The 15,166-nt window shown below is 66.2% G+C and carries 18 protein-coding genes; 12 read left to right on the top strand and 6 right to left on the bottom strand.

Going from position 1 to position 15,166, the window contains the following annotated elements:
- Nucleotides 1–48: 48 nt before the first annotated feature.
- From OEW28_RS09190 to OEW28_RS09180, 3 genes are read left to right on the top strand one after another with little or no spacing between them, the layout of a single operon-like run.
- A complete protein-coding gene (locus OEW28_RS09190; protein ID WP_412174793.1) occupies nucleotides 49–252 on the top strand; it encodes a DUF2061 domain-containing protein in 204 nt (67 codons plus the stop codon).
- On the top strand, nucleotides 245–1,141 hold the full coding sequence (locus OEW28_RS09185; protein WP_263734465.1) for a fatty acid desaturase: 897 nt from the start codon (nucleotides 245–247) through the stop codon (nucleotides 1,139–1,141). The genes OEW28_RS09190 and OEW28_RS09185 overlap by 8 nt, the downstream gene beginning before the upstream one ends.
- Nucleotides 1,142–1,190: 49 nt before the next feature.
- A complete protein-coding gene (locus tag OEW28_RS09180; RefSeq protein ID WP_263734464.1) occupies nucleotides 1,191–2,084 on the top strand; it encodes a DMT family transporter in 894 nt (297 codons plus the stop codon).
- Between the two features lie 2 nt (nucleotides 2,085–2,086).
- On the opposite strand, the gene OEW28_RS09175 is transcribed toward OEW28_RS09180, so the two are convergent.
- Both OEW28_RS09175 and OEW28_RS09170 read right to left on the bottom strand, forming a co-directional pair.
- Complete coding sequence (locus OEW28_RS09175; RefSeq protein WP_263734463.1) at nucleotides 2,087–2,779, bottom strand: NUDIX hydrolase; 693 nt, start codon at nucleotides 2,777–2,779, stop codon at nucleotides 2,087–2,089.
- Nucleotides 2,772–3,161, bottom strand: coding sequence for a DUF983 domain-containing protein (locus OEW28_RS09170; protein ID WP_263734462.1), 390 nt, complete (start codon nucleotides 3,159–3,161; stop codon nucleotides 2,772–2,774). Before OEW28_RS09170 ends, OEW28_RS09175 begins: the two co-directional genes overlap by 8 nt.
- Before the next feature lie 168 nt (nucleotides 3,162–3,329).
- On the opposite strand from OEW28_RS09170, the gene OEW28_RS09165 reads away from it, so the two are divergent.
- From OEW28_RS09165 to OEW28_RS09150, 4 genes are all read left to right on the top strand, one after another.
- The gene (locus tag OEW28_RS09165; RefSeq protein WP_263734461.1) at nucleotides 3,330–3,995 is read left to right on the top strand and encodes an EF-hand domain-containing protein; all 666 of its coding nucleotides are present in this window, start codon (nucleotides 3,330–3,332) and stop codon (nucleotides 3,993–3,995) included.
- Between the two features lie 90 nt (nucleotides 3,996–4,085).
- On the top strand, nucleotides 4,086–4,670 hold the full coding sequence (locus OEW28_RS09160) for an RNA polymerase sigma factor (protein ID WP_263734952.1): 585 nt from the start codon (nucleotides 4,086–4,088) through the stop codon (nucleotides 4,668–4,670).
- Nucleotide 4,671: 1 nt separating this feature from the next.
- Nucleotides 4,672–5,028: a hypothetical protein gene (locus OEW28_RS09155; RefSeq protein ID WP_263734460.1), complete on the top strand. Its 357-nt coding sequence runs from the start codon at nucleotides 4,672–4,674 to the stop codon at nucleotides 5,026–5,028.
- The gene (locus OEW28_RS09150) at nucleotides 5,025–5,498 is read left to right on the top strand and encodes a periplasmic heavy metal sensor (RefSeq protein ID WP_263734459.1); all 474 of its coding nucleotides are present in this window, start codon (nucleotides 5,025–5,027) and stop codon (nucleotides 5,496–5,498) included. The genes OEW28_RS09155 and OEW28_RS09150 overlap by 4 nt, the downstream gene beginning before the upstream one ends.
- 64 nt (nucleotides 5,499–5,562) lie before the next feature.
- On the opposite strand, the gene OEW28_RS09145 is transcribed toward OEW28_RS09150, so the two are convergent.
- Complete coding sequence (locus tag OEW28_RS09145) at nucleotides 5,563–6,939, bottom strand: diguanylate cyclase (protein ID WP_263734458.1); 1,377 nt, start codon at nucleotides 6,937–6,939, stop codon at nucleotides 5,563–5,565.
- Nucleotides 6,940–7,024: 85 nt separating this feature from the next.
- On the opposite strand from OEW28_RS09145, the gene OEW28_RS09140 reads away from it, so the two are divergent.
- The 5 genes from OEW28_RS09140 (at nucleotide 7,025) to OEW28_RS09120 (ending at nucleotide 11,443) form a co-directional block, all read left to right on the top strand.
- On the top strand, nucleotides 7,025–7,315 hold the full coding sequence (locus tag OEW28_RS09140) for a DUF3572 domain-containing protein (RefSeq protein ID WP_263734457.1): 291 nt from the start codon (nucleotides 7,025–7,027) through the stop codon (nucleotides 7,313–7,315).
- Nucleotides 7,316–7,376: 61 nt separating this feature from the next.
- Nucleotides 7,377–8,093 (top strand): HAD family hydrolase, encoded by a 717-nt coding sequence (locus OEW28_RS09135; RefSeq protein WP_263734456.1) that lies wholly within the window; start codon nucleotides 7,377–7,379, stop codon nucleotides 8,091–8,093.
- 90 nt (nucleotides 8,094–8,183) lie between these two features.
- Nucleotides 8,184–9,737, top strand: coding sequence for a trimethylamine methyltransferase family protein (locus OEW28_RS09130; RefSeq protein ID WP_263734455.1), 1,554 nt, complete (start codon nucleotides 8,184–8,186; stop codon nucleotides 9,735–9,737).
- Between the two features lie 114 nt (nucleotides 9,738–9,851).
- Nucleotides 9,852–10,421 carry a heme NO-binding domain-containing protein gene (locus OEW28_RS09125; RefSeq protein ID WP_263734454.1) on the top strand — a complete coding sequence of 190 codons (570 nt, stop codon included), beginning with the start codon at nucleotides 9,852–9,854 and terminating at the stop codon, nucleotides 10,419–10,421.
- A gap of 59 nt (nucleotides 10,422–10,480) precedes the next feature.
- Nucleotides 10,481–11,443, top strand: a complete 963-nt coding sequence (locus tag OEW28_RS09120; protein WP_263734453.1) for a diguanylate cyclase domain-containing protein — start codon at nucleotides 10,481–10,483, stop codon at nucleotides 11,441–11,443.
- Nucleotides 11,444–11,472: 29 nt separating this feature from the next.
- Here OEW28_RS09120 and OEW28_RS09115 read toward each other — a convergent pair whose 3' ends face one another.
- From OEW28_RS09115 to OEW28_RS09105, 3 genes are all read right to left on the bottom strand, one after another.
- Nucleotides 11,473–12,717 carry a mandelate racemase/muconate lactonizing enzyme family protein gene (locus OEW28_RS09115; protein ID WP_263734452.1) on the bottom strand — a complete coding sequence of 415 codons (1,245 nt, stop codon included), beginning with the start codon at nucleotides 12,715–12,717 and terminating at the stop codon, nucleotides 11,473–11,475.
- Between the two features lie 92 nt (nucleotides 12,718–12,809).
- Nucleotides 12,810–13,889, bottom strand: coding sequence for a Zn-dependent alcohol dehydrogenase (locus OEW28_RS09110; RefSeq protein WP_263734451.1), 1,080 nt, complete (start codon nucleotides 13,887–13,889; stop codon nucleotides 12,810–12,812).
- A gap of 18 nt (nucleotides 13,890–13,907) precedes the next feature.
- Complete coding sequence (locus OEW28_RS09105; protein ID WP_263734450.1) at nucleotides 13,908–15,131, bottom strand: TCR/Tet family MFS transporter; 1,224 nt, start codon at nucleotides 15,129–15,131, stop codon at nucleotides 13,908–13,910.
- Between the last annotated feature and the right edge of the window lie 35 nt (nucleotides 15,132–15,166).

Genomic DNA, 15,166 nt, shown 5'->3' with positions numbered 1-15,166 from the left:
ACCAAGTCAAAGAGGGAACATCACATGGAAACGCGCAAGCGTACGATAATGAAGGCAATTCTTTGGAACCTGATCGGGCTCGCCTCGATGGCCCTTGTCGGGCTTTTGATGACGGGCTCGATCGCGATTGGGGGGGCAATGGCCGTCGTCAACACCTTGATCGGGTTCATCGCCTATGTGTTTTATGAACGGGTCTGGGCCGGCATTGCCTGGAGGCGCATCAGCATTCTGGGCGGGGCTCATCATGGCTGACCGCCGGCGCGAGATCGAGTGGCCGACCCTGATCCTGCTGGCCGCGGTCTATCTGGGCTGGATCCTCGCCACCACCGTGCTGCCGCAAGTCTGGATGCCGTTGGCCTTCGCGGTTCTGACACTCTCCATCGTGCTGCATGCGTCCTTGCAGCATGAGGTTCTGCACGGCCATCCCTTCCGGACTCGCTGGCTGAACGAGGGGCTGGTCTTCCTGCCGCTGGGTCTGGCGTATCCCTATGGCCGTTTTCGCGACACGCACTTGGCCCACCACCGCGACGAGCGGCTGACCGACCCTTACGACGACCCGGAATCGAACTTCCTTGATCCGTCCGTCTGGGAAAACCTGCCGAGCTGGCGCCAGAAGCTCTTGCGGATCAACAACACGCTTGCCGGGCGGATGCTTGTCGGACCGCTTCTGGGCGTCGTTTCCTTCGCCGCGAACGATCTGAGGGCGGCGCGTGCGGGTGATCGCGCCATCGTGAGGGACTGGGCCCTGCACGCGGCGGGGCTGTGTCTTGTTGCGCTCTGGATAGGAAACAGCGGGTTTTCCTGGACGATTTACCTGCTGGCTGCCTATGCCGCCATGTCGGTGCTGAAAATCCGCACCTTCCTTGAACACCGGGCGCACCAGCTGGCGCGCGGCCGCACGGTGATCGTGGAAAAGGGCTGGATCCTGCCGTTCCTCTTCCTGAACAACAACCTGCACATCGTCCATCATTCCAAGCCGAACGTCGCCTGGTACCGGTTGCCGCAGCTCTTCCGGGAGGGCCGAGACGCCTACCTCAAGCGGAACGACGGCTACTATTACGCCTCTTACGGGGACATCTTTCGGCGTCACTTCCTGCGCGCCAAAGATCCGGTGCCCCATCCCCTGATGCGGCACAAGTGATCTTCCCCCCGCCTGCGCCGCGTGCCACAACCGCGGCGCGGGGGGCTTGATGGAGATCTGGGTCGTATTCACCTTGGCAGCGGCGGCGATGCAGACGCTTCGCTTCATGCTGCAGAAGATCCTGCAAGGCGCTGGCCTGTCCACAGCCGGCGCGACCTTTGCGCGTTTCCTGTTCGCGGCCCCGATCGCTTGCGTCATCGCGGCGGCAACGTTTGCGGTGACAGGGCAGGAGATCCCGTCGCTCTCGGCGCGCTTTTGGGCCTTCGTCCTGCTTGGCGGTGCGGCGCAGATCGTCGCGACTTTCCTGACAGTCGCGCTCTTCGCCTTGCGCAACTTCGCGGTAGGCGTCGCCTTCACCAAGACCGAAACGGTGCAGGTCGCCCTGTTTTCCGCTCTGGTCCTGGCCGAGCCCGTGACCGGGTTTGGCTGGTTCGCGATCTCGGTCGGTTTGGTCGGGGTGCTGTTTTTGTCCCGAAGCCCGGCGGCTGGTGCCCGTTTCCTTGGCCGCCCCGCGCTTTATGGTGTGCTGGCCGGCGCGCTTTTCGGCATTTCCGCCGTCGGCTACAGGGGTGCCACGTTAGAGCTTTTGCCCTTGGACTTCTTTTCGCGCGCCATTGTCGCGCTGGCTGCAGCAACCGTCGCGCAAAGCATCGCCATGTCCGCCTGGCTTGCCTGGCGCGAGCCGGGCGAACTGGGCCGCGTCCTGACGCGCTGGCGGCGAACGGTCCTGGTCGGAGTTACCGGGGTATCAGGGTCCCTGGGCTGGTTCGCGGCCTTTTCGCTTCAGAACGCGGCCTATGTCCGCGCGGTGGGGCAGGTCGAGATCGTGTTCACGCTGCTGGCCTCGGCGTTTGTCTTCCGCGAACGGCTGCGGCTGCGTGAGGCCCTGGGCATCGCGCTGGTCATCGCGTCGCTTCTGCTGATCGTCTTCGCGATCGGCTAGGTTCAGCCCAGGCGACGAAACATCGGGCGATCGCCCGAATTATCGAAGAAGGGGACGCTTTGCGGCGCGCCGCCCGATCGCAGAAGCGCGGTGATTTCCGCCAGGACGACTTCGGTGATGAACGGCAGGTTCAGCAGGCGCGCATGGGTGATCGGAACCCAGTGCAGGTGCGACAGTTCATCGGAGGCTCGTGAAAAATCGTCGGCGTCGCCGATGACGTCGTTTGCATTTGCAAGGAAGAACCGCGCATCGAACCGGCGCGGGCGGCCGGGCGGCGTGATCGCGCGGAACACGAAGGAAAACGGGGCCGCGTTCGGAAGGCGGCCAGCTGCTGCAAACCCCGTCCAGTCGTCGGGCACCTGACCCGGCCAAGCACCCTCGGCCCCGATCACAAGGCCGGTCTCTTCCCACAGTTCGCGAATGGCGCAGGCCGCCAGCGCGCTGCCCAGTCCCGGTGTCGATTGCTGATCAAGCCTGCCAAGGCAAACGTCGGACAAAGGATTCGCCAGGGGAACCATGGCGTCCCCGTCATCGACCGCCCCCCCGGGAAATACGTATTTGGAGGGCATGAAGGCGGCCCCTGCGCCGCGTTGGCCCATAAGGACCGCGGGGCCGTCGGCGCCGTCGCGCCAAAGGACCACCGTAGCGGCGTTGCGGATCGCGCTCTTGTCGATTTGCGGCTGCGCCTCAGCCATTCGCCGGCAGGCCGAAACCATGCATCCGCTTGGCCCACTGGATCGCGACAAACACGCCCTTGAGCCTTGGAAGCAGGTAAAGCGACAGGGTCACGCACCCAACCGTGAACACCGTGGAAAGGATCCAGGGATCGGGCTGGAACTTCACGAAGGCCCACATCAGCATCGGCGCCATCAGGTGTCCGACGATCAGGATCGTGACATAGGCCGGGCCATCGTCGGCGCGGTGGTGGTGAAGCTCTTCCTTGCAGACGGGGCAGCTTTCGCGGACCTTGAGGTATCCCGACAGCATTGGTCCCGACCCGCAAGAGGGGCAACGGCGTCGCCAGCCGCGCAGCATGGCGTCCTTGATTGGGCGTTCGATTTCCTGAGTCTCGGTCATGGTTTCATTTTTCCTGTCGGGGCGCATGTAGCATTTGCCGGACCATTTTGGAAGCGCGGGCACCTTGCGATGGAATGTCGCGCCGAACAGCGACGGAACCTGCAGCTTTGTGCGTTTGTATATGTAAGGGTGCCCGAAGCGCCTTTCATTGAAGCAAAGGAGATGACGATGAAACCGAACACGATCCTGGTGGCACTGACCTTGGGGACGGCGATTCTGGCCGCAGGCGCGGCGGGCGCGCATGATTGGCGCTCGGGCGGCGCCATGGGTCAAGGGATGGGGCAGGGCATGGGGCAGGGCATGGGGCCTGGCGCCATGGGGGGCATGATGCCCGACTTCGACGCGCTCGATGCCGACGGTGACGGCAAGGTGAGCGAGGCCGAGGCGCTTGCGTTCAGGCAGGCGCATGTCTCGGGCGTGGATGCGGACGGCGATGGCAAGATCTCGGCAGAGGAACTTGCCGCCCACATGTCCGCGCGCATGGCCGAACGGATCGAGCGGATGGCACAGGCACGGATTGCCGCGCAGGACGCCGATGGCGATGGCGCCCTCAGCGTCGAAGAGCTGATCGCGCCTCCGATGCCGCCACGCCTGTTCCAGCGGGCCGATGCCGATGGCGACGGCTCGGTCAGCAAGGAGGAATTCGACGCCGCCCGCGAACGCATGACGACGATGCGTGAAGACCGTGGCTGGGGGCACATGGGGTATGGTCAGGGGCGCGGGCACGGTCGCGGCGAAATGGGCCACGGGGGCATGGGCCACGGGGGCATGGGCTGGGGTGATGACGGCTGGGGCTGGTTCGGCTTGGGCGCGCCGGATATGGATGACGAGTAGGTCCGGCAACAACTGGAACTGGGCCGCGCGCGAGATCGGCGCGCGGCGACGGGCTGAGAGCGGCGGGGCAGAGTGGTTTCGGAGAAGGTCATCGCGACGACGTCTTGCGTCCGGGCGGACTGTGCGGACGATGATCTGCTTCGGCTCTATGGGGCTGGGGATCCGGCGGCCGTGCGCATGCTGACGGATCGCCTTGCGCCTTTGGCCTATCGCGTTGCACTGCGGATGCTGGGTGACGCGTTCGAGGCCGAAGACATCGCGCAAGAGGCGATGCTGCGGCTTTGGCGGGCCGCGCCGGGGTGGCAGTCGGGCGGGGCAAAGGTATCGACCTGGCTTTACCGCGTCGTGGCGAACCTGGCGACGGACCGCCTGCGCAGGCGCCGAGCGGCCCCGCTTGCCGATGCGCCCGATGTCGCGGATGGCCAGCAGAGCGCTCTAGCGGCGCTGGTGGAGAGGGACCGGGCGGCAGCGCTGAACGAGGCGCTGCTGCGTCTGCCGGAACGGCAGCGGCAGGCCGTGGTCCTGCGCCATCTGGAAGGTCTTGGAAACCCCGAGATCGCCGAGATCATGGAAGTCGGGGTCGAGGCGGTCGAAAGCCTGACGGCACGCGGACGGCGCGCCTTGGCGGCGGCCTTGTCCGGGCGGCGCGAGGGCTTGGGATACGAGGAGGGTTGAGATGGAAGACGACAAGGAGCTTGAAGCCTTCTTCGCCAGTGCGCGGATGCACGCGCCAGCGCCAGACGAGGCTTTGCTGGCGCGCGTCGCTGCGCAGGGACGATCGCTTCAGCCCATGCCCCGAACCCCGCGGTTGCGTGACCAAGGGCGCCCGGCCGGGCCGCTGCGCGGTCTTCTGGCCGCGATCGGCGGGTGGCCGGCCTTGGGCGGTCTGATGACGGCGGGGTTGGCCGGGCTTTGGCTGGGCCTGTCCGATGCCGGCGGCCTGATGGGCTACGTCTATGGCAGTTCGACTGACGGCTGGCTCTACGGGCCTGCCGACCTTGTGTCGATGGCGGTAGCGGAGGACGGGGAATGACCCAGGCCGAGAAAACGCCCCGCGCGCCCGGAAGGACGCTCAAGATCGCGTTGGTGCTGTCGCTGGCGGTCAATCTGCTGCTTGTGGGCCTGATCGCGGGTGCCGCGGTGCGGCACCGTCATGGCGGCGGTCCGGGCGATGACCGGGCGGCCTTCGCCCCCTATGTCGAGGCGTTGCCGCGCGCGCAGCGTGGCGGCTTGCGTTCCGAGATGTTCCACCGGATGCCCGATCTCAGGGACCTTCGGCGCGAACGGGCAGAGGATCTTGCCGCCTTTGTCAGCACGCTCAGGGCAGAACCCTTCGACCCTTCCGCCGCCGCCGCGGTCTTCGATCGGCAGATGGCCCGCGCTGGCCGGCGGCTTGAGGCGGGACGTGTCCTTTTTCTAGACCGCATCGCGGCGATGTCGGCTGACGAGCGGCGGGAATATGCGGACAGGCTGGAACAGAACTTGGCCGGCGGTCGCCGCTGATGGCGGGCGTGGAGGGCGCGATCCGGTGCCGTGTCAGACGGGTGCGGGCAGCCAGATTGCCCCGCTAGGCAGCCGTTCGATGTACGGTCACCTGGTTGCGCCCCTCTGACTTGGACTTGAAAAGCGCCCGATCGGCGGATTCCAGCAGCACGTCTACAGATGGGCCCGCGCCTGCGGCCCCAATGGCAAGCCCGACCGAAAGAGTCACGCCGATGCTGCGGCCGTCCGTCAAGGCGAAAGGCCGCTCTTCGATGGCATGGCGGATCCGCTCCGCCAGTGCCCGCGCCGCGGGAAGTGGAGTGTCGGCGCTGGCGACCACGAACTCCTCCCCGCCGATCCGCGCGAGCGTGTCGCCCGGCCGCAGGTTGGCGCGCAGGCGCTCTGCGATCTGCACCAGCACGGTATCGCCCGCCGCATGTCCAAAGGTGTCGTTGATCGTCTTGAACCGGTCGATGTCCAGCACCATGACCGCATAGTCGCGCCCCGACTGGCGCGCGTGTTCCCGAATCCGGTGAAGCTGGGGCATTGCATAGCGGCGGTTGTGCAGGCCCGTCAGCGGATCAAGCACCGAAAGCCGCAGCCCGTCCGCGATCGAAATACGCATGCGGTCGCCTTGCCGCTTGCGCCGGACCAGCGATGACAGGCGCAAGGCCAGCTCTGTCGCCTCGGCGGGCAGCTCGACTAGATCGTCGGCCCCAAGATCAAGCGCGATCGCGCCAAGCGCCCCCGACCCTGCCGGCACGACGGCGCATAGCGCAGACTTTCGCGTGGCCGGACGCGAGCGGAGATCGGAAATAAGCCTGAGCGTCCGTTCGGGGCGCCCTGCGTCCGTCACGACAAGAAAGACATCCGGCACCCGGTTCTCGGCCGCAAGGCCGATGGCCGCCTCTTCGGCCATCAGCGAGATATGGTCCGACGTCGCTCGCGACAGGTCGCGGTGCAACGACTGGACCGAGTTGGGCAGTGCGGCCACGATCGCGACATGAGCTTGCGCGACAAAGCCGGCCGCGCCTTCCGCAAGACCGGGCAGCGTGCCTTGGGCCAGGCGGCAGCCAAGCTCTCGTTCGGTCTCGCGGGCGCGCAGAAGCGACCGGAGTCGCGCCAGCAGAAGCGAATCGTCGATGGGTTTTGCAAACACCTCGGCTGCTCCGGCGCGCAGGGACTTGATCTTGCGTGCGTGATCCTTCTGGGCCGCAATCATCACCACCGGAATGTCGCGCGTCAGGGGATTGGCCTTCAGTCGCCCGCACATTTCGATGCCGTTGATGCCCGCCAGGTCGACGTCGAGAATGATCAGGTCGGGCTGCATCTGCTGAGCAAGCGCGATCGCGTCGTCTCCGTTGGTCGCCTGCAGCGTTTCGTAAAGTGCGGATGAAAGGATCACCTTAAGCACCATGCGATTGGTCGCAATATCGTCCACGATCAGGATGCGCCCCGCCATGAGACCTACCCGCTTTACTTGTTGCCGCCCTGAAGCCATCCTTCCCGTGCTTTGGTTAACAAAGCCTTGCAAGGTTGGAGCGGATTTGAGCAAGTTTCACAATCACGGCGACTTCGCCGAGACGGTCGCCCTGCAGGCGCTTGGCTGGATCGCGGCGAACGACGAGCTTCTGCCCGTCTTCCTGGGGTCTTCCGGTCTGCGCCCCGGAGACATGCGCACCCGCGCCGCGGAGCCGGAGGTTCTGGCGTCGGTTATGGACTTTCTGCTCCTGGATGACGCTTGGGTCATCGCCTTTTGCGACTCTGTGGGACTGGGTTACGAAAGCCTGCGCAGGGCACGGATGGCGTTGCCCGGCGCCGCGCCCGACTGGGGCTGAGAGCTATTGCCAGCAACCGGTGAATGCTCCAGTGTCACGCTGATTTTGCAGGGGGGGAGCGATGCGTGCCATCCGTGGGCTGGTGTTCGACAAGGACGGAACGCTCTTTGACTTTCGCGCGACCTGGAGCGCATGGACAAGGGCGCTGCTGCTTGAGCTGACCTCAGGCGACCGGGACCGCGCCGCGGCCATCGGCCGCGTCATCGGTTACGGCCTGAACACGGGTGACTTCGCACCCGACAGCCATGTGATCGCACACACGCCGGCAGAGATCGCGGACGTGATGATGCCGCTTCTGCCCGGCGTCGACCGGTCCGCGCTGATCGCGCGGATGTCGAGCCTTGCCGGTGAAACGGCGCTTGTGTCCGCGACCGACCTTCCGCCGTTGTTCGCCGCTCTCAAGCAGGCGGGCCTTTACGTCGGTCTTGCGACGAATGACTTCGCGGAACCAGCGCAGGAGCACCTTCGGCGGGCGGGAGTCCTTCAGTACTTCGATTTCGTTTCCGGCTTCGACAGCGGCTTTGGCGCGAAGCCCGATCCAGGGCCGCTTCTGGCCTTTGCGGCAAGCGGCGGGCTTGACCCGGACCAGGTCGTCATGGTGGGTGACAGCGTGCACGACCTTGTCGCGGGCCGCGCCGCCGGAATGCGGACGGTGGGTGTCCTGACCGGCATCGCCGGACCGGAGGACCTTGCGCCTTACGCGGACATCGTTCTTCCCCATATCGGCCATCTCCCCGACTGGGTCGCCAGCTTTCGCGATACCGCCCAGAGCGCCTGAAAGAGCAAATGCGACACATTTTGTCGCGGAAAGTGGCGAAGGCCGCGCGTCTCCACCTCAATCCTGCAGGAAATCTGGCGGAGACAAGCAATGGCCGACGAACACAAACGCAAGCGTACAGGCGGACGCACCGGGAATGTCCGGCGCTCTGGCGGCCAGGCGATCACGCAGATGCCCTGGCGCATTCCCGTCAATCCCGACCGCCCGATCGAACCGCTGGGCCCCGAGGGGGTGGAGGCGATTCACAAGGGTGCGATGCGCATCCTCAAGGAGATCGGCATCCGGTTCCTGAACGACGAGGCGCTGGATATCTTTGCCCAAGCCGGCTGCAAGGTCGACGGCCAGACCGTCCGCATGGACGAGGATTTCGTGATGGAGATGGTGGGACGCGCGCCCGCGGAATTCACCGTCACCCCACGCAACCCGGACCGTGCGCTGCCGATGGGCGGCAAGCACATCCTGTTCGGCAACGTGTCTTCTCCCCCGAACTACTGGGATCTTGAACGCGGCAAGGTCTCTGGCTTCATGGACGGGTTCCGCGACTTCATCAAGCTGACGCAGTACTTCAACTGCATCCACTTCGCCGGGGGCTATCCGGTCGAGCCGATCGACGTTCACGCCTCGGTCCGCCACCTTGACTGCATCTATGAAAAGCTGACGCTTACCGACAAGGTCGTGCACGCCTACAGCCTTGGCAAGGAGCGGGTCGAGGACGCGATGGAGATGGTGCGCATCGCGGGCGGGCTAAGCCATGAAGAGTTCCGCGAAAAGCCGCGGATGTTCACCAACATCAACTCTGTCTCGCCGCTCAAGCATGACTTCCCGATGATCGACGGCGCGCTTCGCCTGGCGCGGGCAGGGCAGGCGGTGATCGTCACTCCGTTCACGCTGGCCGGAGCGATGGCGCCAGTGACGATGACCGGCGCGGTGACGCTGTCCATCGCCGAGGCGCTGGCCGCGATCGTGCTGATCCAGTACGTCGTGCCCGGCGCACCGGTGATGATCGGAACCTTCACGTCGAACGTCGACATGAAATCGGGCGCGCCGGCATTCGGAACCCCCGAATACATGCGCGCGACCCAGGTCACCGGTCAGATGGCGCGGTTCTACGGATTGCCGCTGCGGTCATCGGGCGTCTGCGCCGCCAACGTGCCGGACGGCCAGGCGATGTGGGAAACGTCGAACAGCCTTTGGGCGGCGGTGCAGTCCGGCACGAACCTTGTCTACCACGCGGCAGGCTGGCTCGAGGGCGGGCTGATCGCGAGCCCCGAGAAGTTCATCATGGACTGTGAGGTCCTGCAGATGATCCAGCGCTACATGGAGCCCGAGGTCTGGGCGGCCACGCCAGAGGATATCGCCATCGACACCATCGCCGAGGTGGGGCCGGACGGCCATTACTTCGGGTGCCAGCACACGCAGGATCGCTACACCACCGCCTTCTATCAGCCCTTCGTCAGCGACTGGCGCAACTTCGAGGCCTGGCAGATCGACGGTGCGCTGTGGACGCCCGAACGCGCGAACCGCGTCTTCCACGCGATCATGGCCGAGTTCGAGGCACCACCCATGGATGAGGGCATCCGCGAAGAGCTTAGGTCCTTCGTGGACCGCCGCAAGGCCGAGGGCGGCGCGCCCACGGATTTCTGATATCCGTCCGACAATGCTGGTCCGGGCGCCCGGCGCGCGCCCGGCACTCCGTTGGGGATTTGCCATATCTTAACCCGAAGCGCGCTAGCCTTGCCCGTGGAAGGAAGGCTGGTCATGCACGGGCTCATCAATCGGTCGATTCAGTGTTTCCTGCGCGACACCTATGGTGCCGCGGTCTGGTCGCGCGTGTCCGCTGGGGCGGGTTTGCCGCCCGAGGGCTTCGAAACCATGCTGGCCTACGACGCGGCGCTGACCGACAGCGTGATCGACCTGGCCGCGCAAGAGCTTGGAAAGCCGCGCGACGCGTTGCTGGAGGACTTGGGTATCTACCTCGTGTCACTCGAGCCCCTGCGGCGCCTGCTTCGCTTCGGCGGGTTGGATTATGTCGACTTCCTGCATTCGCTTGATGAACTCGCCGAGCGTGCGCACCTGGCCGTCCCCGAACTCAATCTGCCCGATCTTAGGCTGATCCCGACCGGTGCGGGGCGGTACCGGCTGTGCTGCGCCCGGCGCAGGGGCTACGGCGCGGTCTTCGCGGGGATCCTGCGCGCTATGGCTGACGACTATGGCGCGCTGGCGCTGATCGACGCGGAGGAGGGTGCCGAAGCCGTCGCGATCGAACTTCTGCAGGCGCAGTTCGCTGAGGGGCGGCGGTTTGATCTGGCAATTGGCCGGGTGCGGTAGTGGCGGGCCAGTTCCTTTGCGTTCAAGCCACGATCCCCGGGCCTGGGTTGGAGAAGCTCATGCCTATGCATGTGGTCGTGTCCTGCGATGGTCAGATCATGTCGGTCGGGCCAACGCTTCAGCGTGTCTGCGGCGCCCTGACCCTGGTCGGTCGGCAGTTCCTGGAGGTGTTCGAGGTTACGCGCCCTGAACGCGCCTCAACGATGAGGGCGCTTCTGAAGCTTGCGGATCGCAAGATCGTCCTGCGCTTTCGCGCCCGGCCGTCGCGCCAGTTGCGTGGCCATCTTGTCTGCCTGGCGCGGGGGGAGGGGGCGCTGGTCAACCTTTCGTTCGGTATCAACGCCGTTGACGCCGCCCGGGACCACGGGCTGAACCATTCGGATTTCGCGCCGACCGATCTGACCGTCGAAATGCTTTACCTGACCGAAGTGAAGTCAGCGGTGATGGACGAACTGAAGTCGCTTAACCACCGTTTGCAGTCCGCCCGGCGCGCGGCCGAGGCGCAGGCGATGACCGATGCCCTGACCGGTCTTGCCAACCGCCGCGCCTTTGACGCGGCGTTGGATCGGGCTGTTGCGAGCGCGGCGAGAGGCGCGCCATTTTCGCTTTTTCACCTCGATCTGGATCGCTTCAAGCAGGTCAACGACACGCTGGGTCACGCGGCGGGCGACCGGGTGCTGGCAGAGGTGGCGCGCGTCTTGCGCGCGCAGATCAGGCAAAGCGACATGGTCGCCCGGATCGGCGGCGATGAGTTCATGGCAATCGTGACCGGCGCGGGCGACCTTGAAAGCCTGCGCCGCATCAGCCACCGCATCATCGCCGGAATCGAGCGGCCGATCGACTACGATGGAACCCTTTGCCGCATCTCCTGCAGCATCGGCGTGGCGTGGTCGGTTGCCTATGACAGTCCCACCGCCCGCACGATGACCGAGGGCGCCGATGCGGCACTGTATCAGTCCAAGAACGGCGGGCGGGGACGCGCGACCATCCACCGTCACGACGCGACGGACGCGGCCCCCTAGCTGCGCGCGGGGGCCTGCGTCGCTGTGGATCAGCCCGGCTTCTTCGTGGTCGGCGCCCCGCCTTCAAACCAGTTCGGCTGCGCATAGTCGCAGGGCGCTTCCTGCATTTGAAGATGAAGCGCGGCGCCTGTGTAAGGGTGAGCGCGGGCCAGATCCTCATCGAATTCGATGCCCAGTCCGGGCTCGTCGGGAACGATGACATAGCCATCTTCCCACCGGATGGAGTTCTTGATGAGCTTGAGGTGGAAGGCCCCGCCGGTTTCGATCGTCTCGACCATCAGCAGGTTGGGGATCGAGGCGCCAAGGTGGATGTTGGCCGCCCACTCCACGGGACCCGCGTAAAGATGCGGGGCCATCTGGGCGGTAAACACCTCGGCGATCGCAGCGATCTTCTTGCACTCCCAGATGCCACCTGCGCGGCCAAGCGCGGGCTGCAGGATGCGTGCGCCGCCCGTGCGCAGAACGGTCGCGAATTCGGCCTTGGTGGTAAAGCGTTCGCCCGTGGCCACGGGGATGCGGACGGCCTTTTGCACTTCCGCGAAATCCAAGAGGTTGTCGGGCGGAATCGGTTCCTCGTACCACAGCGGCCCGTAGGGCTCGATCGCCTGCGCCAAGCGCACCGCGCCCGCGACGTTGAACTGCCCGTGCGTGCCGAACAGAAGGTCCGCGCGGTCGCCCACGGCCTCGCGGATCGCCTTGCAAAAGGCAGCGGAGCGCGTGATGTCCGAGCCTGAGGGGTCATGCCCTCCGCGGATCGTGTAGGGGCCGGCGGGGTCGAATTTTACCGCTGTGAAGCCCATGCCGACAAAGCGGCTGGCGGCCTCGGCGGCCATGTCGGGGCTGACCCAGAACTCTCCGCTTTCCTTGCCTGGTTCGGGGTAAAGGTAGGTGTAGGACCGCAGCCGTTCGTTGATCTTGCCGCCCAGAAGCGCGTGTACGGGACGCCCGCGCGCCTTGCCGATGATGTCCCAGCAGGCGATCTCGAGCCCCGAGAACGCCCCCATCACAGTCAGGTCTGGCCGCTGCGTGAAGCCCGAGGAATAGGCGCGGCGGAACATCAGCTCGATCATCTCGGGGTTCTCGCCCGCCATGTGGCGGTTGAAGACGTCGGTGATCACCGCCTCCATCGCCTTGGGACCGACCGAGGAGGCGTAGCATTCGCCGTAGCCCGTGATCCCGTCGTCGGTGGTCAGCTTGACGAAGATCCAGTAGCGCCCGCCCCAGCCGGGGGCGGGGGGTGCGACGGTGAAGATGTCTAGATCCTTGAGACGCATGGTTCCTCCGGTTCTGGCGGGCGGGGGCTTCGCGCCCCCCGGAACCGGGTTCCCCGGTCCTTCCCCCGCGGGGTATTTCTGAAAAGAAGAAGTCAGAAGATCAGCACATTGCGGCGCGCGGCTCCCGATCGGGTGTCGGCGATGGCCTCGTTGATCTGGTCAAGCGTCCAGCGGCCCGTGATCAGTTCATCCAGCTTGAGCCGCCCCTGCCGATACAGATCGACGATCCAGGGAATGTCGCGGGCAAGAACCGTGTCGCCCATGAACGAGCCGGCGATCGACTGGCCGGTGGCGGCAAGGACCACCGGTTCCCAAGCTGATCTTGCGCCCGAATGCGGCATGCCCACGGCGACGAGCCGCCCGCCGGGGGCGAGGTAGCGCGCGGCGGTGTCGTAGGCGGGGATCGCGCCCACGGTGACCAGCACGGCATCGGCACCGCGGCCCGCGATCTTCTTTGCCGCGGACCAGGGTTTCGGATCGGTTGCGAGGATGCCGTCGGTTGCGCCGAATTCCTTTGCAGCCTCCAACTTGGCGGGGTTGGTGTCGACGGCGATGACGCGGGCGGCCCCGGCGAGCCGTGCGCCCTGGATGGCATTCAGCCCGACGCCGCCCGCGCCGATGACGACGGCGATCTCTCCGGGCCGGATTCGGGCGGTGTTAACCGCCGCGCCCAGCCCGGTGATGACCCCGCAGGACAGAAGCGCCGCCGTTTCCATCGGGATGCCTTCGGGCAGAGGGGCGATCTGGCTTTCGTGCACGACGACGTGGTCCGCGAAGGCCGCGCAGTTCAGGCCCTGGGCGACGGGCGCGCCATCCGGCCGGCTTAGCGGCGAGGTCGGCCGGGCGGGCGTTTCGCAGCGCGTCGGATGCCCCGAGGCACAGGGGGCGCAGTGGCCGCAGGCGCGGATCAGCGTCACGAGGACCGCGTCGCCCTGCGCCAGGCGGGTGACGCCCGGCCCGGTTGCGGTGACGCGGCCCGCGGCCTCGTGCCCGAAGACCGCGGGCAGGTCGCCGCCCCAACCGCCGTCGATATAGGTGATGTCCGAATGGCAGATGGCGCAGGCTTCGATGGCGACTTCGACCTCGCCCGACTCGGGCGCGCGCAGGGTCAGCGTTTCAAGCGCGAGCGGCGCGCCGAAGGTTTCGCAGATCGCGGCTCTCACTTGGGTCATTCGTTGTCCTCCTGCGGTTCAGATCTTGGCGGGCGGTGCCGCGGGCGCGCGCGAGGGCGCGACAAGGATAAGCACGACAGCGACCATGATGGCCGCGGACAGGATGAAGGGCGCGCCCGGCCAGTAAGGCGCTGCGCCGACCTTGGTGAAATGCGCGAATATCCAGGTCATCACCAGCGGCGAAACGGTGGCGGCCACGGCCGAGACCGAGGAGATGACGCCTTGCAACTCTCCCTGCTGGTCCTCGGGCGTGAGGTTCGTCATGCGGCCCTGCATCGCGGGGCCCGCGACATCGCCCAGGGCCGCGATCGGGGTGAAGGCCATCGCCCAGAAGCCGGAGGTGACAAGCCCGTAGAATCCGAAGGTCAGGACATGCATGACGCAGCCGTAGACCGCGGTGCGCTCCTCTCCCCAGAGCCGGGTGGCGGGGCCGACGCCAAGTCCCTGCACCAGCGCCATGAATATGCCGAACACGGCCAGCGAAAGCCCGTTCCACCAGCCGTCCCAGCCGAACTGCGCCGCGCCGAAATAGGACCAGACCGCCGGATAGGCGGTGAAGCAAACGGTGTAGAGAAACATCACCACAAGATAGCGGCGCAGGCCCGGAAGATGGCCGATCGCGCGGAAGGAAGCGAACGGATTGGCGCGGGCAAGCGTGATCCGGCGTCGGCGGCCTTCGGGCAGGCTTTCGGGCAGGATCACGAAGCCGAAAAGGAAGTTCGCCGCGGCGATGGCGGCGGCGGCGTAGAAGGGCGCGCGCACGTCAAGCACCGACGCCGCGCCGCCGATAAGCGGGCCAAGAACGAAGCCTACACCGAAGGCTGCGCCGATCAGCCCGAAGTTGCGGGCGCGTTCCTGCGGCCCGGATACGTCGGCGACATAGGCGCCCGCGGTGGCATAGGTGGCCGCGGACGCTCCGGCGACGATGCGCGCCAACAGCAGAAGCCAGACGGATTGCGCCAGCGCCATCACCAGGTAGTCGATCGCCATCGTGGCAAGCGCCACCAGCATCACCGGGCGGCGGCCGAAGCGGTCCGACAGGTTGCCGACGACCGGGCCGCACAGGAATTGCATCGCGGCGAAGGCGGTGGCCAAGACGCCGCCCCACAGTGCCGCCTGCGCCAGAGAGGCCCCGGTCACGTCACGCATGAGGTCGGGCATCACCGGGAAGATGATCCCGATGCCGATGGAGTCTATGGCGACCGTCGCCAGGATGAAGATCAGCGCTAGGCGGTGTTGCATGGAGTCCCGGCCCGCGGAAATGGCCGCCGGGCCGC

Origin of the sequence: Albidovulum marisflavi (assembly GCF_025751435.1) — a bacterium.
GTDB classification, from domain to species: domain Bacteria; phylum Pseudomonadota; class Alphaproteobacteria; order Rhodobacterales; family Rhodobacteraceae; genus Albidovulum; species Albidovulum marisflavi.
This window is presented reverse-complemented; position numbering and strand designations above follow the sequence as displayed.